The organism is Streptomyces sp. NPDC036764 (genome assembly GCF_055609385.1).
In genome coordinates this window covers 218,484-242,287 of record NZ_JBVJPT010000013.1, presented here as the reverse complement: position 1 = coordinate 242,287, position 23,804 = coordinate 218,484, and the positions used below count along the sequence as shown (strand labels likewise).

Sequence of the window (23,804 nt, the reverse complement as noted above, 5' to 3'; positions counted from 1 at the left end):
GGGCTGTGGTCAGTGGGGGCTGGCATAGGGCGGAGGGTTGCCGGGGCCTTCCAGTCCGGTGGGCTGGGTGGATCTCGACGACAAACCCCGCGGTCAGTGGGCGGATCATCGCGCGGCAGTGATCCGACCCATCGCGAAGTCATCGGCCGGGCTGCTGACGTCTTCGTGCGGCGGCCGAGATCTGCAGCCTCTCCGGGAATCGACATGGCCGTGCTCACTCAGCCGCCCTCGCTTTGATCATCCGGTGTGTTCAAGGGCCCACCCATGAGGCGGTCCAGCGATGGTGTCAGAACCGGGGCAAGCGCATCGGCGTACGCCTCTGAGAGGTGGCTGTCGTCGCGGTAGACGGCGGTGTCGGCGACGACTACGGGGCAGATGCCGGTGCCGGGGGTGCAGAGCCAGGGCGTGGGGTCGATGACCGTGGTGGCCGTTGTGGATGCGGCGGCGCGCAGGGCGGAACCGCGGGTCGCGTCGCGGGTCGCGTCGCGGGTCGCGTCCGGTAGGTGGTTGGCGCAGGCGCGTAGTTGCAGGGGATTCCTGGCTGCGCAGTCGATCGGGTCGCCCTTGGGCCATGGAGTGTCGAGCAGGGCGGCGACGCGAGTCCCGGAGCTGCCCAGGTCGCGGAAGGTGTTCTCGAAGCCGGTGGTCCACTGGCGGAGGGGGTCGGCGGCGGGGTGGGCCAGGTCTCCGGCGTCCGAGGAGGAGACGACGACCAGGTCGGGGCGCAGGGCGCTGATTCTTGCCATGGTGTGGGAGCGCCAAGTGTCGCAGGCGGTGTACGGCTTGTGGCCGCTGACGATGGTCACGTCGGCGACCTTGCAGGAGGCCTTACTGATCGTTTCAGAAAGAGCCATCAAGAGAGTCTCGAAGGCTGAAGGCAGGCGCCATTGGCCTGCCGCGTGGTAGGCATGTGCGGTGATTGGTCGCCTCCCGCTCGACGAGCAGCTCGCTGCCCTAAGGTCTGTGCTGTCCCGTAACGAGGTGCTGGTGGAGGTGTTGAACCGCACGGCTCGGATGGGGCTGCCGGGCTGGTACCTGACGGCAGGTTGCCTATTTCAGACCGTCTGGAACGTGGCCACAGGCAGGCACCCCACCAGCGGGATCAAGGACTACGACGTCTTCTACTTCGATGATCACGATCTGTCGTGGGAGGCGGAGGACGCTGTGATCAAGGCCGCCGACGATGCCTTCGCCGGCTTGCCGGCAGAGGTCGAGGTCCGCAACGAGGCCCGCGTCCACCTCTGGTACGAGCAGAAGTTCGGCGTCGCGTGTGCTCCCTATACCTCCACCGAGGCTGCCATCGACAACTTCGCTGCCACCACCTGCTGCTTGGGCGTTCGCCTGGAACAGGATGGGCACTGGCGCGTCTATGCACCGCATGGGCTTGCCGACGTGTTCAATCTCGTCATCCGACCCAATCCAGTGCTGGCTCCGCGCGAGGTGTACGAGACCAAAACCGCCCGCTGGCGGCAGCAGTGGCCCGAGCTGACCGTACTTAACTGGCCTTCCGAGCCCACCACCCTGACGCCTGCCTCAACATGATGCGCGGAGTCGACGCAGACAGATGATGCTGCACGCGAGTTGAAGCAGGCCGACGTGGAGGTCAGAGCGTCGTTCGTAGCGGACACGGATGCGCTTGAACTGGTGCAGCCAGGCGAAGGTGCGCTCGACAACCCAGCGCACCTTGCCCAGGCCGGAGCCGTGAGCGGCACCACGTCGGGCGATCAACGGTTTGACGCCGCGCTTCCACAGCAAGCGGCGGTACTTGTCGAAGTCGTAGCCCCGGTCGGCATACACCCGTCGGGGCTTGCGGCGAGGCCGTCCTCGCAGGCCCCGGATCGGCGGGACAGCCTCCAGCAGCGGGAGGAGCTGGGTGACGTCGTGGCGGTTGCCACCGGTGAGCGTGACGGCGAGTGGGGTGCCGTGCCGGTCGACGATCAGATGGTGCTTCGAGCCGGGACGCGCGCGGTCGACAGGCGAGGGCCCAACGTCATCCCCCCTTTCAGAGCTCGGACGTGCGAGCCGTCCACGGCACAGTCGTCCAGGTCCAGCAGGTCCGCGCGGCCCAACTCGGACAATAGAGCGGCGTGCAGCCTCGGCCAGACGCCAGCCTCGGTCCAATCCCGCAGCCGGCGCCACGCGGTCACCCCGGAACAGCCCACTGCCTCCGTAGGGACGTCGCGCCAGGCGACACCGGTCCGCAGCACGTACATGACTCCCGCGAGGGCCGCCCGGTCGGGAACACGCAGTCGGCCGGGATGACGCTGCCGCCGCTCGGGAGCAGGCGGCAACAGCGGAGCCACCCGCTCCCACAGGTCATCCGGAACAAGATCAGCACGCACCCAGACACCCTGCCGACCAAGATCGCCGGACACAAGACCCGCGGTGCAGCTCACTCTGAAACGAGCAGTTTGTCAGCGAGACCAGCCTCCAGCCGCGTGAGCTGGCGAGACGTTACAGGGCCGGGAACCACTGGGTTGCGTGGGAGTCGCCGAACAGGACGACCGTACGGGAGGAAGTGCGGTCGCCGTAGATGCAGGGCCGGTTGCCGGTGGTGGCGGCGTAGTCGACGTGACAGCCGTCCCGGTAGACCGCGGAGCGAGAAGACTTCACCTTCGGCAGGGGCGGGGCGAGGTTGCTCGGCAGGGCGGTGGGGGACGACGCCAGGAGTTCGGCCAGACGCGCCTGCGGGGCCGGTGCGTTGGAGAGAGCCTGGGCCAGCGCGGGCGCGGGGTCGCCCACTTCGATGGTCGGCGGGGACGGCTGCGGAAGGCCCGGTGGAAGCGGACCGGGTTCTCGACGAGGCGCAGGGTCAGCCACGCCAGGCCCAGTGCTACCGCGGACAGGGCGAGCGCGAGCGGCACGTCGGCTGTGCCGTCGGCGCGGCCCAACGCCGCCGGGACTATGACCAGCAGCGGCCAGTGCCACACGTACCAGCCGTACGAGAGTCCGCCCAGCCACACCAGCGGACGCCGTCCCAGCAGCCACCCCGCGCCGTGCGGGGCGGGCGCGCAACCGCCGGCCAGGACGAGGGCGGTACCGGCTACCGGCAGGAGGGCGTGGCAGCCGGGGAAGGGCGTCTCGTCGTCGTACCAGAGTGCTGCCAGCGTGACGCAGGCCAGGCCGAACCAGGTCAGCGGGGCCGCGAGGGAAGCGGGCAGTCGTTCCAGCCTGCCGGTGGCCAGCGCCAGGAGCGCACCGGCGCCCAGTTCCCAGGCCCGGGTGAGGGAACCGAAGTATGCCCAGGGCGCCGAAGAGTTCGTCGCGAACACACCCGCCGCGAACGACCCCACGAACAGCACCCCGAGCGGCACCGCGACCAGCCGGCGCCGGCCGCGGGCGACCCGCCAGGTGAGCAGCAGGAGCAGTGGCCACCCCAGGTAGAACTGCTCCTCCACGGCAAGCGACCAGAAGTGCTGGAACGGCGACGGCGGGCTGTTCTGGGCGAGATAGTCCGTACCGGCCGCCGCCAGCCGGAAGTTGACCGCGTACAGCGCGCTGGCGAGGGCGTCGCCCGCGTACTCGGCAAACCGGGCCTTCGACACGAACAGCCACGCCCCGCCCAGCGTGACGGCGATCACCAGAGACGACGCGGGGAGCAGCCGCAGCGCACGGCGGGCGTAGAAGGAACGGATCGACACCCGGCCGGTGGTGGCGAGTTCACGCAGCAGCAGCGACGTTATAAGGAAGCCGGAGATCACGAAGAAGACGTCGACGCCGATGTAACCGCCGCCGACCTGGTACACGCCGGCGTGACAGAGCACCACCAGCACGACTGCCACCGCGCGCAGCCCCTGGATGTCGAGCCGTGGGGCGTGGCCTTGGGGCGGTGCGGATCTGCCGCTCGCCGGGACGGTACGTATCTCGACGGACGTGATGCTCGGCATCAGGGGGTAACTCCTTGGGGCGACTGACATGCTTCGGCTAGTCAGATCTGTCCGGCCCTCACACGGGGTTCCGCTGCTGTCCCCCCGACTTCGCTCCACTCATGGAGGTTCAACCGCACGAAATCATCGGTTCGCCCTCATGAAGTCCGGTAGCAAGAAGCATTGAGACTTTGAGCGTTGCCGCTCCAGGGCGGGGACCGCCGCAGCAATAGTCGACATTCGAGCCGGGCCACACCGGGCCCTGCGGAAGATCCACCAAGCTTCGGCCGCGCCCCATCCAGGGCATGCATCGAAAGTAAGTCTTGAGCGACGAATGATCGTGGTTCATGGCGCGGGGAGATCTCACAGATGCACAGTGGGCGGTGTTGGAGCCGTTGTTGCCCAAGGGAGCGAAGGCGGGACGGCCGCCCATCTGGCCCCGGCGGCAGATGATCGACGGCATACGGTTCCGAGTTCGGACAGGAGTTCCTTGCGGGATGTGCCCGCCTCGCACGGTCCTTGAGGCCGGATCTACGATCTGTCCCGCCGATGAGAACGAGACGGCACCTGGCACCGGGTCCTCATCCGACTTCAATCCCAGGCCGACACGAAGGGCAGGATCACGTGGAGCCTGAGCCTCGATTCCACAGTGTGTCGCGCCCGTCAGCATGCGGCAGGGGCCGGAAAGCAGGGGGACCTACAGAAGGAACCACCCGGCGGAGTGCTGAGCGAGCCTGAATGTCCGCGCACCCCGCATCGGATCGGGCCGGCCACTTGTCCGCCCCGCTCGAGTACGCGCCGATCGCGTTCATCGTCACCGGCCACAGCAACGCCAAGAGCGAAGGCTCAACCGCGTGATCAAGCCGGCCGCGCGAGCCGCCCGCGGCTTCCGCATCCCCACCAACCAACGCCTACGCACACGCCGCGTCACCACCCGTCGGGCCCGAGGCCGCCTCCACCCCGCCTGAATTCGAAGACTCAGCAAACCTTGCCGCCGGGTCTTGTCGTTCGAGGCCCGGCGGCAAGGTATGCGTTTGGGAATCGCTCCGGCGTTCGTCTCTATGCGCGGACGGAGTTCACCGTCGTGTCGCGCGTATTGCGGCTAGATGCTTGATCCGCCGCCGGAGGTGTTGTTCCACCAGGCGCTGTAGGCGTTCAGCGAGTACCGCTTCTGCACGCCGCTGGTCGAGGTGATCTCAATGCCGAACTGCATGGCGTCGAAATTGGTGTTGCGCAGGAGGTTCTGCGACGCGGCCCATCGCCAGACCGCCGAGGCGTCGATGCTGCCGGTGTTGCTCTGCTGGGCGGGGATGAGCTGCAGGACGTTCCAGCCGGGATCGGCCTGCCAGACCGACGCGTACAGGACGCCGCCGATGGTCACGTTGGACCTGATCTGCCTTCCCCAGCCGCCTGCCGTCCCGGACCAGCTAGTGAAGACCATGATCTCGTCCTGGTTGCCGGCCGACCAGAAGTCGCTCGTCCAGTTCCAGTGGTCACCGCCGGCGACGGGAGCCGACGACGTGTTGTACCAGAAGCCCGCCGAGTTCAACTGCGACAGCGGCGTCTGGGGCCGGACCGAGGTGTTCGGGTAGGACTTGATCCCGCCGCCGGAGTGGTTGGCATCGACGTACCAGGACTTGATGCTGTTCACGGTCTGGCACTGTGTGCCGGGGTTTTCACCCCAGACGTTGTTGTAGATCGTCCAGGTGCCCTGCGTGTACTGACCCCATCGGTCGCAGGTGGCGTTCACCTGGGCCGCCTGAGCCGGAGACGCGAAGCTCAGGAACCCGGCGATCACGGCGACTATCAGAGCCAGCCGACCTAACCCGGCCGACTTGCTGCTGATGGATTTAAGGGTTTGCCATCTCATGTGTCCCTCCAAGGACGGCGATGGTTTGTTCCGGCCCCCCGGTCTGGTAGCGGACTCTGGCGCCGCGAGGTGTCGCTCGCCGGCGAGTCCGGGCTCGGCACGACGCGGCTCAGCCCCGTCCGAGGTGCTTGCGCAGTTGGCCGACTGATCGGCTTGATGGCCGGCCCTGGGCGAAGTGGTTCCTTCCACTGCTCGCAGTTGGAGTCCCCGCCGAAAGCGAGGCGGCCGAGACGGTCGATCAACTGACGTGTTGACACCTTCGCTCCCTTCGCATGCGGTGCGGCTCGCGATGGTGGGTGGCTCGTGTCGTCGAGGTGGCGCGCTCAAGAACTGCGGGAACGGTGCTCGATCCCCTTACCTTCAAGTACCGGGCTTGCCAGGCTCAGGTGCGAAGTGTCGAAGCGCTTGCGTCAGTGGACAGTAATGATGGGGCGCCTGAACAGCAAGGCTCTGCGCACCAAGACACATTTCCTTCACCTGCGATCTGGGCATCAATGTCGAAAGCACTGTCGAAGCGCTTCGAATAATGGCATCGGCCGCGCCCGCCACCCGGCCTTCACGGAACCGGTACTGGCCCTGGTGGATGTGGCGGAAGGTGCCGGGGCAGGTGCCGATGTGACGGGTGAAGAACTTCCCGAAATTGGTGGAGCCGGGAAAACTCAGACGGCGGGCGATGGTCGCCACCGGCTCATCCGTGTGCGCCGGCAGCCGCTGCACCTCCAACGCGACACGGGCATGGATCACATGCTTCACCGGCTGTCCGGTGGCAGCCATACAGGCACGAGTCAGGGTCTTGACCGTGTAACCCAAAGAGTGCGGTTGCCACCAGTCGTCCCCGGCCGCACATACCGCTGCACCTGTGCAGATCACCATCATCGGCGCCCGGAACATGGCCCGGGGCATCGCCACACTGGCCCGGTGGGCGGGCACACAGTGACCGTCACCGCCAAGGATCCCGCCAAAGCCGCGTGACTCGCCGGCGAGTTGGGCGCGCACGCCAGGAACCCGCCCACCAACACCGCCACGGCATACGGCGACGACATGACCCTGAGTCGTGTCCCGGCCTCGCCCACCTACAGCGCCCTGCTCAACGCGGCCTCCAGCATGGTGATCGACGACATGTCGTTCCCCAAGTGCGGCAAGGCGTCGGTCGGGGTGGCCCGCCAGTACTGCGGAGCGGTCGGGAAACGGGCGAACTGCCAGGTCGCGGTCAGTGTCCATGCCGCCACAGACACCGCTTCGTGCCCGTTGGAGTGGCGTATCTACCGTGTGAGTGGACGGACGAGCCGGACCGATGCCGCAGGGCAGGAGTCCCAGATGACGTGGTGCATGGGGAGAAGTGGCGTCTCGCGCTCGGCCTGCTGGACACACTCGCCGAGTGGCAGTTGAAGGCGCCGGTCGTGGTCGCCGACGCCGCTACCCCGTTCCGGCTCGGTCTCCAGGAACGAGGGCTGTCTTATGTCCTGGCCCTGCACGGGAGGGAAGTCGCTCATCCGGAGGATGTCGAGCCGCACCAGCCTGCTTATGGCGGGCTCGGACCGCCCACCCTTCCGCGCTGCCGCACCCCACCGCGAGCCGTCTCCGCCCTCGTAGCACAGGCGGGTGCGGAGCGGTTCACCGAGGTGACCTGGAGGCAGGGCAGCAAAGGCGCGATGACCTCACGGTTCGCGGTGCTGACAGTGCGGCCTGCGGGCAAGCAGTCCCTGGCCGCAGCCCGGCAAGCGGGCGGCGGCCGCAACCGGTGGGACGGCGTCCTGCCCGTCCAGACACTCCTTGTCGAATGGCCGGACGGCCAGGACACTCCGACGGACTACTGGATATCGAACCTGCCCGCCACCACACCGGCCGCTGACCTGGTGCGGTGGGCCAAGATGCGCTGGCGGATCGAGCACGACTACCGCGAACTCAAACACGGACTCGGACTGGACCACTTCGAGGGCCGCACCTGGCGCGGCTGGCACCACCACGTCACCCTCGTCACCGCTGCCCAGGCCTTCCTCACCCTCAGGCGGCTCGACCCAAAAGTCCGCACGCCGGCCTGCCCCTCTACCAGGTCCTCAACGTCCTTCAGGACCTGCTGAGGTGCTGGACCGGTACCTGCACCACCTGCGGACGCCCCCTGCCCAGCCCGCGGAGCAGCCACAGACAGCCCACAACCTAACGAAGCACTACTAGGGGGCTTCTGATGGATCTGGGCGTCCCGGGACGCTCAGCCGCCGTACTCGATCGCCACGCCGCCGACGCCGGTGCTCAACGGGCCACAGCGGACACCGATGGCGGCGCTCGTGCCAGGCTTCACATATACCCAATTCGAGTAAGCGTCGGGGGCCCAGCCGCAGATGGCGCGTACGGAGAACGCGTGCAACTGCGTCCCGGGGTTGTAGCAGTCGCCGATGGCGACATCGTCCGAGATCCAAGCGCTGCACTGCAGCACGTTACGCTCTGCGGCCGCCGCGGGTGAGGCGGTCGCGAGACCGGCTCCGCCGACCAGAGCGATCCCCGCTGCTCCGGTCACAAGTGCGCGTTTCCAGAGGATCTTCATGTCCTGCCCTTCTGTTCCGCCCTGTGCCGGGCGTCCTGCGCGAAAGGGTAGGAGACAGGCAGGCAGGAGGGATCCTGACAGATGTCAGGGCTCCCGAGCATGGGCACGGCGAGGCCCGGTGTGCTGCGCACGATGGTCACGGCAGTCCTTGAGGCGCTCCCCTCGCGCACAGGCTGAGGGGATGGGGTGAAGCAGGTGCGGACTGAGCCTGTCCGGCCAGGACGTGGCTGCGTACTGCTCGCTGCCACCGGCCCAGATCGTCATGCCGTAGACCCGCGGGCCGAGCCCTCCCCAGGAGCGCTTGCATGACACAGGCGCCACCCTGCCGAAGACAACGCCAGCGGCAGCCGTGGATCCCATCGGCCCAGCCGCGGCAGCCTTCCCACAGCGAACCACGCGCACTCCCCGTCCCTTTCCTCATCCCGCAGCCGCACGACTGCAACAACCGGTGCCGGCCCGGCACTCACACCAGGGGCACACCCCCATCCCACCGCCACGACCAGGCCCTTCCACCCCCAACCAGCACCCGTAAGACAATCCATAGACAAACCCCGCCCACGCCCACCACCACCGCCCACGGCCACGGCGATCAGGCCCACCACCACCGGCACAGCACGGAGCACACCCGTTCCCGGCCGGCCACGCGCACACCGAAACCGCGAAGCGGTAACGGAATGGCTCCGCCTGGCTGTGTGTCCGTGCGGGCTGCGCCGCGTCTGGGAAGCCTCCGACACTCGCCCCGCCTCCCTCACCTCCGCCCTCCGATTCCTCCACCCGCACGCCCGCAGCCGAGCGATCACGCCATCAGAAACGATGTCTTAAGTGACACAGGGCAGTGGCCGCGGGGTAGGACAAGCTCTCCCTCCGCTACGAGGCGACGGTGCAGGCCGCAGCCGTGAACGAGTGGCTGTGACCAGCACTGTCACAACGGCCCTCAGATGACGTCGAATTCGTTACCCTCGGGGTCCTGCATGGCGGCGGCGTAGAGCCCCATGTCAGGCTCATCCTTGATCCGCAGCACCGTGGCACCAGCTTTGACCAGCCGCTCCACCGTAGCCTTGACCCGCTGTGCGCGGACCTCCAGCGGGACGTCACGGCCCCCACCGACCTTCAGGTCGAAGTGCCACCGGTTCTTGACGACCTTCGCCTCCGGAACCTGCTGGAACCACACCCTCGGTCCACGTCCCACGGGATCGATGATCGACTCCGGAACATCCCCGGCACCGGCCGGCAACTCCGCCTCGGGCACCCCCACAGCCGCCCAGTAAGCACGCCACGTGACATGCCCACCCGGCGCAGGCTCAGGCACGTAACCCAGAGCCTCAGCCCAGAAGGCCACCATTCTCTGCGGATCGGAACAGTCGATCGTGAGCTGCACTGTCATCTCCATGCTCGGAGCATCCCAGGCACCTCTGACAGACGATCCACTTCGCAACAGGCCCTGGTTCCACGGGTGCCCGCACCGCCGAGAACGCACACTGCCGGGACTGGCTCAGCGACAGGCTCCGGTCAGGTGGTGCGCACAGCCCGTCAGCGCAGATGAGGATCCACAGCAACCGTCCGGACCGGCCGGTCACCACCTGCGCGTTCACCCGCGTGACAGCGGTACATGTGGGAGTGGCCGGTCCAGCCGTCGCCGCCGCAGTCGCACTCTGCGATGCCGCCACCTACTCCCTGCGGACCACGTCGGCTGCCTTCGACGCCGAGCCGCGGCCAATGCACAAGACCGCAGCCCGAGCACCACTGTAGTGGCTCCTTGGGAACCAGCCCCTCCCCCAACCCCTTCAAGACCAACCGAGACCACAACTCCCCAACGCCCCGGCTGAGCGCCCACCGCTCGCAGTGATCGCGATGCTGGAGCTGCGGCCCGCGCGGCCCCAAGTCCGGGCAGACGTAAGGCACTTAGCGGAAACGATCTCGGGTGAGAGCTCGAAGTGGGTTGTCGAGTGGTACGGCGAAACCGCCTCCGGGGAGGTCAACAGATCTCGGCGAGGTTGGAGCGGTCCGTCAGTAACGGTGTCGCTCCCGCGTCGCCGCCGTTTCCGCGAGTGTCAGGTTGTCGTCGTTGCTGTCCGTACTGGTCTCGGTGCCCGGAGTAAGTTCACACATGCGCAACGAGGTCGTACAAGGACGTTCCTTCAAGCTTGGGGCTCTGCGAGACGTTGAGGGAGAAGCCGTGTTTGCGGAGTAGGGCGGATATCTCCTCCAACCGGCCGTCTTCCGCGTGCACTTCGGCCGCGATGCTACGGATCAGCGGCCAGTGGTCCTCTTCGATTCCCTGGAGGACGGAGAGTTCGGCGCGCTCTACATCGATCTTGAGCAGGCCGATGTCCTCGATCCCGTACTGCCGGATGATCTCCGACACCGTGATGGCGGGGACGGTGAGGGACGTGCCCGAGTGGAGATCTTCCAAGAGCTCGTCGATGTACTCCTCGTCGATCCCCGAATTGCGAAGGAAGTGGCGTGTCGTCTCGTCATCCGCCTCGCGGTCCGCAAAGAGACTGGAGTTTCCGGGGGAGTTCGGATAGAAAGTGAACTCCATTTCTCCGACCCTGTCGCATACGGCGGCGCGTACCGCGGTGGACCGCGGAACGTGCAGACGCAGATTCTCCTCCAGGCACGCGAAGGTCTGGGGGGCCGGTTCGAATGCGATGATCCGCAGTTCGGGCACCGTGTGATGGAACATCAGAGAAGCGAGCCCGATGTTCGCCCCGATGTCGAGGACTGTATCGCCGGGACGTAGACCGGCCGCGGCGGAGCCGTACATCCCGTCTGCGGACATCTCGCTCCAGAGCAGGAGCGCTTCAGCCTCCGTGATGCAGGCAACCTTTCGCCCGTCGGGCAGTTCGACACTCGTCCTCGGAGAAACTGAGTTACCGGCGTGCATCGTACCCATTTCCGCTGCTGTCGCCCTTCTGGTGAATCGTCGGTGAGCCGGTCGGCTCCAGCTCCGCCATAACGCTGAGTGGACCTCGGGTGAAGTTGGAGGGGCTCCACTCCACCGGTTCGACCAGGCGAATCCGCTGGACCCGATTGCGCAGTTCCTCCAGGAAGGCGGCGATCTCCATCCGTGCGAGTCGTGCGCCGACACAGACATGCCGGCCGTTGCCGAAGCTGAGATGCCGGTTGGGGCGCCGCGCTATGTCGAATTCATCCGGTCCCGAGAAGACCGCGGGGTCCCGGTTGGCCGCGTGCGTCCAGACGGTCACCCGGTCGCCGGGGGCCAGGGTGCGGTCACCGAGCCGGGTCTGCTGTGTGACCGTCCTCATGGCGTGCACGGCCGGAGAGACCCAGCGCAGCATCTCTTCGACCGCGGGGGCGACCATCTCCGGATCCTGCTGCAGCCGCACCCACTGGTCGTGGTGTTCCGCGAGTGCGACCAGCCCGCCCGCGACGGTGTAACGGGTCGTCTCGTTGGCCCCGATGAGGATGCCGGCCAGGTTCACCACGAGGTCGACATCGGAGAAGGGGGGCGCGCCGGACCCTTCAGCCTCGGCTGCGGCACTGATGAGGATGCTGATCAGATCCGACCCCGGATGCTGCCGCCGCTCCTCGATGACTTCGGTGAAGTACAGGAACAGCTCGGAATTGGCGTTCAGCCGGACGTCATCGTCCTCGGAGTCGATGCCGTCGGTGGTCAGCCGGCCGATCCACTCCCAGTCGGTTCGCGGCAACCCCATGAAGGCGCATATGACGTGGGTCGGAAGAGGGCGCGCGACGGCTGAGACGAACTCGCGCGGTCCATCGGCGACGACTGAGGCCATCAGCTCCCTCACCACACTCTTGACGTGCGTCTCGAGGGTGCGGATCACAGGTGGAGTGAAGGCTGATCCCACCAGGCGGCGTACACGCATGTGTTCGGGATTGTCGGTGACAATCAGCATCCGGTCGGCCACGGCTTTGACAGCGTCGGGGTTGGCTCCGAGGCGCATCCCGAGTCGTGAACTGAACAGATCGCCGTTCGCGTATACATGGGACACGTCCGCGTGACGCGTGACGACCCAGAATCCCGGGCCGTTCCCCTCCGTGTGAAAGTGAACGGGATCTTCCGCACGCAGGTGTGCCAGCACATCGATGAATCGATCGTCGGTGAATAACGCCGGATCGGTCAGATCGAAATGCCCAACGTGTGTCCTGTCCCCTCCCAGGTACATGACGCTCCCCCCTCCGGCGTGGTCGCGGCAGAATTTTCGGCACGCGTGAGATGCAAAGAGACGTGTGAGGTAGAACACGCAGATAGCGGTCCACGAGCACACACCACGGTTGTGGTAAGTGGTTGACAGTGCCGGGTATTGCTATCAGGTGACCCCCGTCGCCGGTGATCATTCCTATCAGAGATTCGTCGCTTCGGTACAGAGTGATCTGCTCGTGCTGCATCACTCTTGAGCGCCCGAATCGCCCCGCCGCAGTTCCGATCATGCCCAAGAGGGTGGCGTTCGGGGAAGTCTGTGCCGCTACGCCTCGTGTGGCCCGGCCTGCCGCGCCGATGACGCCTCTGTGTCACAACGATGCTGCATAGATTGGCTGTTGACACTTGCCGAGTCCAGGTGTGTATCTTTCAGCAGTCTTCCCTCAAGATCACCTGCGGAGGGAAGCAATGACCAAGGGTGTGACCACGGGGGGCAGGTTTGCACAGCCACGCTCTGCGCCAAACGCATGCAGAGACAACGGCTCCGGCGACTCCGGCTCAGCGCCGGATATGGCTGGAGAGCCGAGTTCGCGAGGACTCCGGAGCCGACGGCGCGGGATTCCACTCGGTTCTCGTACTCCGGCTACCGCCGGAGGTGTGCTTCGATTCGCTGCTACGCGCGTTGACTGCGCTGGTGCAACGGCACGAGGCGTTGCGGACGACTTTTCAGTTCGCTTCGGACGAACTGTTCCAGGTGGTCCGACCGCCCTACTCTCCCGAACTTGTCGTCGAGGAGAACGGCAACGGGGATTCGGCGTCGACATCCGTGAGCGACCGCCACATGGAGTTCTTTCGGAAGCCCTTCGACCTGGAGGCCGGTCCGGTCTTTCGGGCTCGTGTCTTCACCGCCTCATCGGGCGAGCGGACGTTGATGGTGGTGATGCACCACATCAGTACGGACGGCTGGTCCCTCGGTCTTCTCCACAGCGATCTGGCGGAGCTGTACCGGGCAGAGACGGAACATCTGACACCGGATCTGCCGGAGATCTCCCTGCGGCTCACCGACATCGGGGCGCAGGCAGGCAGCGACATGGCTCTCGCTGCCCGCAAGGACAGCCTTGCCCACTGGGAGCAGCGGCTCTCCGGGGCGCCGTCAGTGCTGGAACTTCCACTGTCCCGGCCAAGACCCGGTGTGCGCTCTCATCAGGGCGATCGCATGGAACTGGAGCTGGCGGACTCCCTCTGCCGCAGCGTTCGCCGCCTGGCGGGCGAGCTGGACAGTTCCGACTTCGTCGTCTACCTGAGTGCTCTTCAGATCGCGCTGAGCCGCTGGTGCGATCAGGACGATGTCGTGGTGGGCACGGTGATGGCCGATCGCTTCGAACCGGGCTCCGAAAGCGTCATCGGCCCCCTGGTCAACATGCTGCCGCTGCGGGCCCGTATCGACGAGGCGATGACCTTCCGCCAACTGATCGACGCCAACCGCGAGATGGTGCTGGAGTCGCTGGAGCACATCGGCCTCGGCTTCGACGAGCTGGTCCAGCATCTGGCCCCCGAACGGCTTCGCGGCTGCGCCCCGCTGGTCCAGGCGGTGTTCAACGACGTCCGCGAGGTCGATGCCTCGGGTGACTCCCCGCTGGGACGTCCCGTGCCGTTCGCCTATGGGGAGAGCACCCACTACGACTTCGTCGCCGAGCTGGAAGAGCATGCGGGGACGGTGTATCTGGCGCTGTCGTTCGCCATCGATGTGCTGGACCGCCCTGCTGTGGCTGCATTCGGGGCCCGGTATCTGGACCTGCTCCACGAACTCTGCCGCCAACCCGACCTGCCCTTGCTCACCCATCCGCTGGTCAGCGCCGCAGAGCAGGCCACCCTCCTGTCCATGGGAGCGGGGCCCGCGGCATCGCCTGCCCAGGGGTTCGTGCAACGGGTGCGTGAGACCGCGGCCCGCCACCCCGATCGGCTGGCCGTGATCGCGGGTGACGAGACCCTCACCTACCGGGAACTGCTCGACCGGGCCGCGTCATTGGCGCAGACGTTGCGAGAGGCCGGAGTCGGTCCCGAGACTCCGGTGGGAGTCCATCTCCCACGGTCGGCAGAGCTGGCCGTGGCCTTGACCGCCGTCATGGGGGTCGGCGCCTCGTACGTGCCGCTCGACCCGCACTACCCCGTGGACCGGCTGCGGTTCATGGTGCAGGACTCCGGTGTCACGGTGCTGATCACCTCTGTCCCACAGGAGGCAGCCGCATGGGCCGGGCCGTGCACCGTACTCGCGCCCGACGCCCGTACGACCGACACGGCGCTCTCCGCCCTCGCCGATCCGCTCCCGGACGGCGTGGCGTACACGATCTACACCTCGGGAACCACAGGGCGCCCCAAGGGAGTTCAGGTTCCGCACCGTGGACTGAGCAACCTCGTCGACTGGTACGTCCGCGTGTACGGACTGACGTGTCAGGACCGGATCCCGCAGATGGCCGGGGTCAGTTTCGACGCCGGCATCCTGGAGATGGCCCCGGCCCTCGCCGCCGGTGCCTGTCTGGTCGTCGTACCGGACGACGCCAGGGTCGATCCGGCGGCGCTGTGCCGCTTCCTCGACGCAGCCGGTGTCACCGTGGCCTTCCTGGTGACACCGGTGCTCACCGCCATCGAGGCCGCGGGCATCGAACTGCCCGCCCGGATCCGCAGGGTCCAGGTCGGCGGCGACGAACTGACCGCCGTCCCCGCGGGAAAGCCGTACCGGCTCGCCAACCTCTACGGACCCACCGAGGCGTCCGTGGTCAGCAGTGCCGGGGAACAGTACGACGGGTCAGCGGTCACACTCGGTGGACCGCTGCCCGGCGGACGGCTCTACTTGCTCGACAGCCTGCTGCGCCTGGTGCCGGACGGAACTCCGGGAGAGCTCTACATCGGCGGCATCGGCGTTGCCCGCGGCTACGCGGGCCGGCCGGGGCTGACCGCCTCCCGGTTCCTCGCCGACCCATTCGCTGCCGACGGATCCCGGATGTACCGGACCGGCGATCGCATGCAGTGGGACGGCGGCAGGCTGGTCTTCCGGGGCCGCACCGACGCGCAGGTCAAGATCCGCGGATTCAGGATCGAGCCCGCCGAAGTGGAGCGGGTGCTCCTGGAGGCCGAGGGGGTCGGCGCCGCCTGCGTGGTGGTGCGTGACGTCCCAGCCGCGGGAAAGCAGTTGGCCGCCTACTTCGTCCCTGCCGCGGCAACGGGCGGTGCGCCGGATCCGGAAGAGATCCGTGCCCATCTCACACGTACGCTGCCGCAGCACATGGTGCCGCCGTCCCTGGTCCAGCTTTCCGAACTTCCGCTGACGCCGAACGGAAAGGTCGACCGGACCGCGCTGTCGCAGCGCGAGGTGCCGGTTACCGGTGAAGCCGACTTCACGGCTCCCGAGGGACCGGTCGCCGAAATCCTGGCGGACGTCTGGGGCGTGGTGCTGGGCGTGTCCCGCGTGTCGTCGCGCGACGACTTCTTCGTCCTCGGCGGTCACTCCCTGCTGGCCACCCAGGTGGCCGCACGCCTGGGCGATCGCCTGGGACTGCAGATCCCTCTGAGCGTGTACTTCGAGCACACGGTGCTCCAGGACCTCGCCGACGAGATCGAGCAGCGACTCTTCGCCGCCATCGGCGACACCCCCTGAGACAACCCTCAACGACTCTTTTCACCTTGCCAGGAGAGGACACATGGCGACCTCTGGCGCCCAGTTCCAGGTGCTTGTGAACAACGAACGGCAGTACGCGATCCACCCCGCACGGCTGAGCCCACCGGCCGGCTGGCGGGCGGCGGGATTCACCGGCACGGAGACAGCGTGCATGGAATTCGTCGACGAGGTGTGGACAGACATGCGTCCCCAGAGCCTCATCGACCAGATGTCCGGGAGCAGTCAGTGAACCAGACGGACGAACGCAGAGCAGCGATCGCGAAATGGCTCGCCCAGCGAGCCGAAGCCACCGCGCAGGATCCGACCGTGACGCCTGCGAACACGGGGCGCATATCCATGGGCCAGCGCGGACTGTGGTTCCAGAGCGGCCTCGGCGAGAGCGAGAACACGGGCTCGGCCTTCTGCTACCGGCTGCGTGGGCCGTTGCACCACGAGAGCCTCGCCCGCGCGTTCGAGGCGGTCATCGCCCGTCATGAGCCCCTGCGCACCCGCTATGTCTACGAGCGGGACGAGCCTGTCATGGTGATCGACCCTCCGACGCCCGTCGCGCTCGACGTCGTCGAGGCCGAGGCCCCGGCCGACGAGGACGGTATCGACTGGCTGATCCCCTCGATCCAGAACTACGTCAGCGAACCGTTCGACCTGGGCGCCGACGCGGCCTTGCGCCTGCGGCTCTGGAAGATCGGGGAGGACGATCACGCCCTGGCCTTCGTCGTCCACCACATCGCCTTCGACGGCTGGTCACTGGGGATCTTCCAGAACGAGATCTCGCACTTCTACGACCACTTCCTGAACGGCACTGCGGCCACCCTCCCCGAACTGACGACCGCCTACAGCACGTTCGCGGAGGAACAACGCAGGTCCGTGGACGAGGGGCGGTTCGCCGAGCACGCGGCGTACTGGAAGGAGCATCTGCGCTCCGCTCCGCCACTGCTGGACCTGCCGACCGACCACCCCCGTCCGGTGGTGCAGTCCTTCAAGGGCGATCTGCACTCCTCCGCAGTGTCACCGGAGGTGTGCCGCGGCCTGACCGCGGTCGCCGAGCAGGAGGGGGCCTCGCCGGCCATGGCCCTCGTCGCCGGCTACGCACTGTTCCTCGGCTGTTGGGCACGCAAGGACGAGGTCGTCGTCGGTCTGCCCGTGGCGAACCGCACAAGAGCGGAACTCGAGTCGCTGATCGGCATGTTCGTCAACCTGCTGCCGATCCGTGTGCGGCTCGACCGTGACCTGACCTTCCGCGAGCTGCTCCGGCAGGTCCGCGCGACCATGCTCGCGGCTTTCGACCATCAGGCGCTGCCGTTCGACCAGATGCTCCACGACCACCGTCGGGCGGACGAGGACCAGTGGTCCACACCGATCGTCAACGTGGCCCTCGCACTGCAGACGGCGGATCGCGGCAGGCTGGTGTTCGGCGAGGCCTTCGTCGAACCGCTCATGGTCCACGAACGCACCAGCATCTTCGACCTGACACTGACCATGGCCCCGGCCGACGACGGGTTCGCCGGATACATGGAGTACAACCGGGAACTGTTCGACGCCGAGACGATCCAGCGGATGAACGACGCGCTGAGCGTGGTGTTCGCTCACTGCGGCGGCCGCCCCGACGCGCCCCTCACGGACCTGTCCCTGGCCGGGGACGAGCCTGCCGCACAGGCTGCCGGGGTGCCGGTGTCCGCACCCGCGCCAGGAGAGCAGGACACCCGCAGCCTGTTCGACCGCTTCCTGTCCACCGCGCGCGACGAACCGCAGCGCGCCGCTGTGCTGGACCGGCGCGGGACGGCAACGTACGCCGAGTTGCGGACCTCCGTCGAAGCGCTCGCGGCCCAGCTCAAGGACGCCGGAGTCGTACAGGGTTCGGTGGTGGGCGTGCACCTGCCACGGGGCAGGGACCTCCTCACCGCGTTCCTCGCCGTTCTGTGGGCAGGAGGCGTCTACCTGCCTCTGGATCCGGTCCATCCCGCGCAGCGGCTTCGTGACATCGTCGAAGACAGCGCGGCCGGCCACATCGTGACGGACGCCGTCGGTGACGTCCCCTGGAAGGCCGGGCCGGTCATAGTCGCGCCCCGCCCGGACCTCCAAGGCAGCCTCGCTCCCACTGAGGTCGAGGACTCGGCACCCGCGTACCTCATCTACACCTCCGGGTCGACCGGACGGCCCAAGGGCGTGACGGTCAGCCGGGCGAGCCTGGATCACCTGGTCGTGGCACAGGATGCGCTGCCGGTGGAGGGCATGGAGCGCTTCGCGGCCGTCGCCACGCCATCCTTCGACGCGTCGATCTGGGAAATGGTGCTGCCGCTGGGCCGGCGTGGCCGCCTCGATTTCTGCGCGCCCGAAGAACTCGTCGAAGAGCTCCGGGAGTTCGGAACCCAGGTGCTCACCGCTACCCCCTCGCTGCTGGGGACGGTCGACCGTCTGCCGCCGTCGCTGCGGGTCGTCGTCTCGGCCGGTGAGGCGCTGCCGCAAGCACTGGCGCGGAAACTGGAGCAGTCCGTCTGCCTGGTCAACGCCTATGGTCCGACCGAGGTGACCGTATGCGCCTCGTTCTCGACCACCGCTCGCGGCCAGGACACGCGGAGCATCGGTGTGGCGCTGCCCGGCGTCGACCTCCATGTCCTCGACGAGAACCTCCGCGAGGTGCCTCACGGGGCCGTGGGCGAAATCTGCGTCGGTGGAGCGGGCGTCGCACTCGGGTACCACGGCGACGAGGCCCTGACCAAGGACCGCTTCGTGTCGTCCGTGGTCCGGTCGGGCGACCGTGTCTACCGCACGGGCGACCTCGGCCGATGGGGAGCGGATGGCTGCCTCTATTACCTGGGCCGCGTGGACGACCAGGTCAAGCTCAACGGGCAGCGCGTGCAACTGGCGGACATCGAGGCCGCCGCGTCCCGGGCGGACGGCGTGGTCTCGGCAGCCGCCTACGTGGCCCAGTCGGCAGCGGGAATCCATCTGGGGCTGGCCGTCACCGCGGACCGCGCGATCGACTCCGGCGCTCTCGTCACGGCCGTGGAGCGGACGTGCGCCGAGTGGCTGCCGTCCGGCGTCGTCCCGACCCGCGTCTGGGTGGCCGCGGACCTGCCGCTGACCACGAGCGGCAAGGTCGACCGAACAGCGCTGGCCGCCGCGGAACCGGCAGGGCCGCAGACGCAGACGGACGTGGCTCAGCCGCGCACCGAACTCGAAGCGGCCATCGCGGACATCTGGCAGACCGTGCTCGGCGCGCCGGTGAACGACCTGAACAGCACCCTCTACGCCCTGGGCGGGCAGTCGCTGCAGGCGGTCCGGATCATCTCCGAGATCCGCAAGAAGTACGGCATCAGGATCGCCGTACGCGACTTCCTCTCGGCCCCGACTGTCATGGCCCTGGCCGAGCGGCTCGGCAAGGAGCTGGGCCAGTGACGGCGACATCGCACCCCGCCCCCGTACTCGTCGGTCTCCGCGAGGGTGCCGCCGCCGCACCGATGGTCGTTCTGCTGCCGCACTCCGGCTGCAACAGCGGAGTGTTCCTGCCCGTGGCCGATGCCATGACCGGCCCCTCACCGGTGATGGGCGTCGACTACCCCGGGCACGGCGGACGCTTCACCGAGCCGCTGGCACCGGATGTCTTCGGCCTCGCCGCCGAGATCGCCGACGCCGTGGCGACGCTCGCGCCGCCGGAGGTCGTTCTCTTCGGCCACAGCTTCGGTTCGATCGTCGGCTTCGAAGTGGCACAGGCGCTGGCCGTGCGGGGCGTACGCGTGCGCAGACTCATCGCGTCGAGCTGCGTCAGCCCGCACGCGATGGCCGCGGAGACACGGACGGTCCACCAGGAACCCGATGAGGTCCTGCTCGACCTGCTGGTGGGCCACGGCGGCCTCGACGCGGAACTGCTCGACGAGCCCGAACTGCTGGAGGTGATGCTGCCTGTCATCCGCCACGACACCCGGCTCGGCGAGGTTCACCAGCCCTTGCCGGCAGCGGTGGTCGACGCTCCGGTGACCGCGGTCGGCGGTTCCGAGGACTCCACGGTGAGCAGGGCGGACCTCGCCGGCTGGGGTGAGTGCACGACGGCCGGGTGCACGGTCGAGTTCGTGCCCGGGGGCCACTTCCACGTCATGGAGCATCCGCGGAACATCGCCGCTCTGCTCACCGCCGCAACAGGCTGCGACACCGGACAGCCACTGGAGACCACCGAAGGACGGACCACGTGAGGCCGCTCTCGCCCAGCTTCTGGGAACTGACCCCCAACGCCGCGCCGGAGCTCCCGGCCGCGCTCGTCTTCCCCTTCTCGGGCGGGAGCGCCCACTCCGTCAGGGAGTGGGGCGACCGGCTAAGGGGGTACCGGACGATCGCCGTGCAGTACCCCGGGCGGGGCACCCGCACGGACGAGCCCTTTGCCGCATCCGTTGAGGAGTTGGCCGCCGCGCTGGCCGACGAGTACACCGACCTGTTCACCGAACCGCCGGCGCTGCTCCTCGGACACAGCATGGGCAGCCTGGTCGCCCTCGAGACGGCCTTGGTGTTCGAGAAGCGCGGCACCCCGGCCGGTGCCCTGGTGGTGTCGGCCGCCGGACCGCCCGGCACCCGCTCCGGCGGTGACGGACCGCTCTCGGAGAGCCGGCACGGTGGACCGCTGCACCTCCTCGACGACGAGGAGCTCGCCGCGTCGCTGGTCGCGGCGGGTGGATTGCCCGCGGAGACGCTGCACGAGCCGGAACTGCTCGCTCTGGCACTGCCGGTGGTGCGTCACGACTTCCGGCTGGGATGGAACTACCCCTATCCAGCGGCGGGGCGGACGGTCTCGTGCCCGCTCGTGGCCGTCGGAGGTGCGGACGACCAGGCTGTACCGGACGACGCACTCCGTGCCTGGGAGTCCCTGACGACAGGCCCGTTCACGACTCGGACCTGGCCGGGCGGCCACTTCTACTACCGTTCGGACCTGCCGGGCTTCGAAGACCTGGTTCGCCGGGAACAGTTCCCCGCGGCCGGTGGGGCCGTCGGGCCTTCCGGTTCGCCGCCCGCTCCCGTGCAGGGGGCGTCGAACGAGGTGCTGCAAGCGGTCATCGACGTATGGGGCCAACTGCTTCCCGGCGCCACCGTCGACGGGCAGACACGGTTCTTCGAGGCCGGAGGCACCTCCATCGCGGCGATGCGGGGCTGCGCGAAGCTGAGCTCCAAGCTCGGCGTACGCGTGCCCGTGAAGATCCTCCTCAACCACGGGCGTCTGGAGGACTTCGCCGCCCAGGTCTCCGAGATCCAGCGTGCCGCGCGATGAAGCGGCTACTGGTGCCCTACGACAAGGGGGCTGTGCATCCCGCGGAGATCGCGCGGGCGCTGGGGGATGTCGCGGAGATCATCTTCGCCGTTCCGGACTCCGAACACGCCCAGCGTCTCGAACCGGTGATGGCCGCACTCGGCCGCACCATGCCGCTCACCCGGCACCGCGAGTCGGACCGGCGAGCAGCCGAGGCGCAGAGAGTCGACGGAGTCGTCACCTTCAGCGAACTGATGATCAGGTCGGCGGGGTGGATCGCCGCGGATCTCGGGTTGCCGGGCCCCGGCGCGGAGGCGGCCGAGGCGGTCACCGACAAGAGCCGCCAGCGTGATCTGCTGCGGGCCTGCGGCGTCGACACGACCCGATCGGCCGTGGTCGCCGACGGCTCCGACTGGGACGCCGCAGTGGCGGCCGTCGGCCTTCCCGCGGTGCTCAAGCCGGCCCGGGGCGGCGGCAGCCGGGAGACGCATCCGATCGCAGATGCCGAGGAAGGACGGCGTCTGCTGGGCCGAATCCAGGGCTCCCATGAGGTCTTCGTGCTTGAGGAGCTGCTGCGCGGCGCCGATCGCCGACCCTTCGGGGACTACGTCTCGGTGGAGACCCTGGTACTGGCCGGAACACCCCACCATGTCGCGGTGACGGGGAAGTTCCCGCTCGCGGCACCCTTCCGCGAAGTGGGCCAGTTCTGGCCCGCCCCACTGGAGCCGGCCGATACCGACGCCGTGCTCGATCTGACGACAGCCGCCCTGCACGCGCTCGGTTTCGAAACCGGAGTGACGCACACGGAGTTGAAGTTGACCTCCAGCGGCCCTCGCATCATCGAGGTGAACGGTCGTCTCGGCGGGCACATCAGTGAACTCGCCAGACGGGCGGCGGGGATGGACGCGGTACGGATGGCAGGCCTCGCCGCCCTGGGAGAGGCATCGCCACCTGGGCCGGTCCCGGCCTCCGGCCGCGTGCACTGGCAGTACAACAACCCGGCACCACGCGACGCGTGTGAGCTCGGTGCCAACAACGGGTGGCGTGAGGCACTGCAGGTCAAGGGCGTCAGTGTCTATACGCCGTACCTGCGGCCGGGGGCCCGGCTGCCGGGCGGGGTCATGACGGATCCGCTGGATCTCGTGGGCGGGGACGCCGCCGACTACGACGAGATGTTCGCCCAACTCGCCGAAGTGGGACGTCGTTTGTCGTATTCCTTCAAGTTCGCCGATCGCGAGCGGACCATATCCATGGGGTTCCTGCCTGATGCCTAGTCCAGCGGACGCACCGACGCGCCCTGCCACCGAGCCGGATCTCACCGACCCGGCCCTGCACGCCGAGCAGGACCTCTCCGGCTACTTCCGCGATCTGCGCGCCCATGAGCCGGTGGTCTGGCGCCAGTCGGCAGGTGGGCGGGGATTCTGGCTGGTGAGCAGATATGCCGACGTGCTCACCGTGTACCGGGACTCCGACTCGTTCGTGTCCACCGGCGGCAACGTGATGGACACCTTGCTCAACGGCGGCGACACGGGGGCCGGCCGCATGCTGGCGGTGACGGACGGCCCCAAGCACGCCAGTATGCGCAAGTTGCTGTGGCGGTCGTTCACCCCGGGCGCGCTCAAGACCTACGCGGAGCGGATCAGGGCGGCGACGCTCGAACTCGTCCGGACCGCCGTACAAACGGGCACCTGCGACTTCGCACGTGACGTCGCGGCCCACATCCCCCTGATGGCGATCTGCGACCTTCTGGGCGTACCCGCCGAGGATCGGCAGTTCATCCTGCAACGGACCAGCAACGCGCTCGGTTCCGAAGGGGCCGCCCACGCCCCGGGGGCCTCCCGGCTGGCCAAGGTCGAACTGCTCCTCTATTTCGCCAAGCTGGCCCGGGCCCGACGGGACGAGCCCGCCGACGACCTGATCACCCTGTTGTCCACCGGCCTGGTCGAGGGGGACAGGCTCACGGACGACGAGGTCGTGCTCAACTGCTACAGCCTCATCCTCGGCGGCGACGAGACGACGCGGCTGACCATGATCGGCGGTGTCCAGGCCCTGATCGACCACCCCGAGCAGTGGCAGGCGCTGAAGAACGGCGAAGTCAGCACCGCCTCGGCCACCGAGGAGATCCTCCGGTGGACCTCGCCCGCCCTGCACGTCGGCCGGACCGCGGTACGAGACGTGGAACTGGGTGGACAGAAGATCCTCAGCGGTGACGCGGTGGTGGCGTGGACCGCGTCGGCCAACTTCGACAAGGCCGAATTCGACGAGCCGGAACGATTCGACCTGGCCCGACAGCCCAACCGGCACTTGTCCTTCGCCCATGGGCCGCACTACTGCCTCGGCGTCCATCTCGCACGGATCGAGATCGCGGCGCTGCTCGACGGCCTGCGCGAGACCGTGAGCGTCATCGAGTCGGCGGGCCCGACTGAACGCGTCCATTCCAATTTCCTGAGCGGCCTGAGCAGTCTGCCGCTGCGGCTGCGAGCATAGAGAG

Annotated in this window: 18 protein-coding genes and 2 pseudogenes; 10 read left to right on the top strand and 10 right to left on the bottom strand. The window is 67.9% G+C overall.

Translation table 11 applies throughout. The features are described 5' to 3' along the window. Window positions 1-218: 218 nt before the first annotated feature. Complete coding sequence (locus tag ACZ69Q_RS35415; RefSeq protein ID WP_471050142.1) at window positions 219-854, bottom strand: SGNH hydrolase domain-containing protein; 636 nt, start codon at window positions 852-854, stop codon at window positions 219-221. A gap of 61 nt (window positions 855-915) precedes the next feature. Between ACZ69Q_RS35415 and ACZ69Q_RS35410 the strand changes: the two genes are divergently transcribed. Continuing rightward, entirely contained in the window at window positions 916-1,542 is a 627-nt protein-coding gene (locus ACZ69Q_RS35410) for a nucleotidyltransferase family protein (RefSeq protein ID WP_471050139.1), read from the top strand. Here ACZ69Q_RS35410 and ACZ69Q_RS35405 read toward each other — a convergent pair. The 3 genes from ACZ69Q_RS35405 to ACZ69Q_RS35395 all read right to left on the bottom strand — a co-directional run bounded on the left by ACZ69Q_RS35405 (window position 1,534) and on the right by ACZ69Q_RS35395 (window position 3,887). Beyond that, a protein-coding gene (locus ACZ69Q_RS35405; RefSeq protein WP_471050136.1) for an IS5 family transposase occupies window positions 1,534-2,342 on the bottom strand; the annotation gives its coding sequence in 2 pieces (ribosomal slippage) (window positions 1,534-2,003 and window positions 2,003-2,342; 810 coding nt in all). The genes ACZ69Q_RS35410 and ACZ69Q_RS35405 overlap by 9 nt on opposite strands. Before the next feature lie 112 nt (window positions 2,343-2,454). Beyond that, window positions 2,455-2,613: an SGNH hydrolase domain-containing protein gene (locus ACZ69Q_RS35400; protein WP_471050133.1), complete on the bottom strand. Its 159-nt coding sequence runs from the start codon at window positions 2,611-2,613 to the stop codon at window positions 2,455-2,457. Next, the gene (locus tag ACZ69Q_RS35395) at window positions 2,610-3,887 is read right to left on the bottom strand and encodes an acyltransferase family protein (RefSeq protein ID WP_471050131.1); all 1,278 of its coding nucleotides are present in this window, start codon (window positions 3,885-3,887) and stop codon (window positions 2,610-2,612) included. Before ACZ69Q_RS35395 ends, ACZ69Q_RS35400 begins: the two co-directional genes overlap by 4 nt. Window positions 3,888-4,213: 326 nt before the next feature. Here ACZ69Q_RS35395 and ACZ69Q_RS35390 point away from each other — a divergent pair, with 326 nt between their 5' ends. Continuing rightward, window positions 4,214-4,501, top strand: coding sequence for a transposase (locus tag ACZ69Q_RS35390; RefSeq protein ID WP_471050129.1), 288 nt, complete (start codon window positions 4,214-4,216; stop codon window positions 4,499-4,501). Window positions 4,502-4,968: 467 nt separating this feature from the next. Here the strand turns inward: ACZ69Q_RS35390 and ACZ69Q_RS35385 are convergent, their stop codons facing one another. Further along, window positions 4,969-5,736, bottom strand: coding sequence for a glycoside hydrolase family 12 protein (locus tag ACZ69Q_RS35385; protein WP_471050127.1), 768 nt, complete (start codon window positions 5,734-5,736; stop codon window positions 4,969-4,971). A 573-nt stretch (window positions 5,737-6,309) separates the two neighbouring features. Beyond that, window positions 6,310-6,552, bottom strand: a pseudogene (locus tag ACZ69Q_RS35380) (helix-turn-helix domain-containing protein); the annotation flags it as partial. Between the two features lie 294 nt (window positions 6,553-6,846). Between ACZ69Q_RS35380 and ACZ69Q_RS35375 the strand changes: the two are divergent. Further along, a pseudogene (locus ACZ69Q_RS35375) lies at window positions 6,847-7,817 on the top strand (IS701 family transposase); the annotation flags it as partial. 128 nt (window positions 7,818-7,945) lie between these two features. Here the strand turns inward: ACZ69Q_RS35375 and ACZ69Q_RS35370 are convergent. From ACZ69Q_RS35370 to ACZ69Q_RS35355, 4 genes are all read right to left on the bottom strand, one after another. Continuing rightward, window positions 7,946-8,278, bottom strand: a complete 333-nt coding sequence (locus tag ACZ69Q_RS35370) for a hypothetical protein (RefSeq protein ID WP_471050125.1) — start codon at window positions 8,276-8,278, stop codon at window positions 7,946-7,948. Window positions 8,279-9,212: 934 nt separating this feature from the next. Further along, window positions 9,213-9,668, bottom strand: coding sequence for a VOC family protein (locus tag ACZ69Q_RS35365; RefSeq protein ID WP_471050122.1), 456 nt, complete (start codon window positions 9,666-9,668; stop codon window positions 9,213-9,215). Between the two features lie 711 nt (window positions 9,669-10,379). Beyond that, window positions 10,380-11,174 carry an FkbM family methyltransferase gene (locus tag ACZ69Q_RS35360; protein WP_471050119.1) on the bottom strand — a complete coding sequence of 265 codons (795 nt, stop codon included), beginning with the start codon at window positions 11,172-11,174 and terminating at the stop codon, window positions 10,380-10,382. Further along, complete coding sequence (locus ACZ69Q_RS35355) at window positions 11,152-12,432, bottom strand: cytochrome P450 (RefSeq protein WP_471050116.1); 1,281 nt, start codon at window positions 12,430-12,432, stop codon at window positions 11,152-11,154. The genes ACZ69Q_RS35360 and ACZ69Q_RS35355 overlap by 23 nt, the downstream gene beginning before the upstream one ends. A gap of 474 nt (window positions 12,433-12,906) precedes the next feature. On the opposite strand from ACZ69Q_RS35355, the gene ACZ69Q_RS35350 reads away from it, so the two are divergent. From ACZ69Q_RS35350 to ACZ69Q_RS35320, 7 genes are read left to right on the top strand one after another with little or no spacing between them, the layout of a single operon-like run. Further along, window positions 12,907-16,062, top strand: a complete 3,156-nt coding sequence (locus ACZ69Q_RS35350; RefSeq protein ID WP_471050113.1) for a non-ribosomal peptide synthetase — start codon at window positions 12,907-12,909, stop codon at window positions 16,060-16,062. A 43-nt stretch (window positions 16,063-16,105) separates the two neighbouring features. Beyond that, the gene (locus ACZ69Q_RS35345; RefSeq protein ID WP_471050110.1) at window positions 16,106-16,312 is read left to right on the top strand and encodes an MbtH family protein; all 207 of its coding nucleotides are present in this window, start codon (window positions 16,106-16,108) and stop codon (window positions 16,310-16,312) included. Beyond that, a complete protein-coding gene (locus tag ACZ69Q_RS35340) occupies window positions 16,309-19,479 on the top strand; it encodes a non-ribosomal peptide synthetase (RefSeq protein ID WP_471050108.1) in 3,171 nt (1,056 codons plus the stop codon). Before ACZ69Q_RS35345 ends, ACZ69Q_RS35340 begins: the two co-directional genes overlap by 4 nt. Beyond that, a complete protein-coding gene (locus tag ACZ69Q_RS35335; protein ID WP_471050105.1) occupies window positions 19,476-20,270 on the top strand; it encodes a thioesterase II family protein in 795 nt (264 codons plus the stop codon). The genes ACZ69Q_RS35340 and ACZ69Q_RS35335 overlap by 4 nt, the downstream gene beginning before the upstream one ends. Next, window positions 20,267-21,334 (top strand): alpha/beta fold hydrolase, encoded by a 1,068-nt coding sequence (locus ACZ69Q_RS35330; RefSeq protein WP_471050103.1) that lies wholly within the window; start codon window positions 20,267-20,269, stop codon window positions 21,332-21,334. The genes ACZ69Q_RS35335 and ACZ69Q_RS35330 overlap by 4 nt, the downstream gene beginning before the upstream one ends. After that, complete coding sequence (locus ACZ69Q_RS35325; protein ID WP_471050100.1) at window positions 21,331-22,587, top strand: ATP-grasp domain-containing protein; 1,257 nt, start codon at window positions 21,331-21,333, stop codon at window positions 22,585-22,587. The genes ACZ69Q_RS35330 and ACZ69Q_RS35325 overlap by 4 nt, the downstream gene beginning before the upstream one ends. Next, window positions 22,580-23,800: a cytochrome P450 gene (locus ACZ69Q_RS35320; RefSeq protein ID WP_471050096.1), complete on the top strand. Its 1,221-nt coding sequence runs from the start codon at window positions 22,580-22,582 to the stop codon at window positions 23,798-23,800. Before ACZ69Q_RS35325 ends, ACZ69Q_RS35320 begins: the two co-directional genes overlap by 8 nt. The last annotated feature ends 4 nt before the right edge of the window (window positions 23,801-23,804 follow it).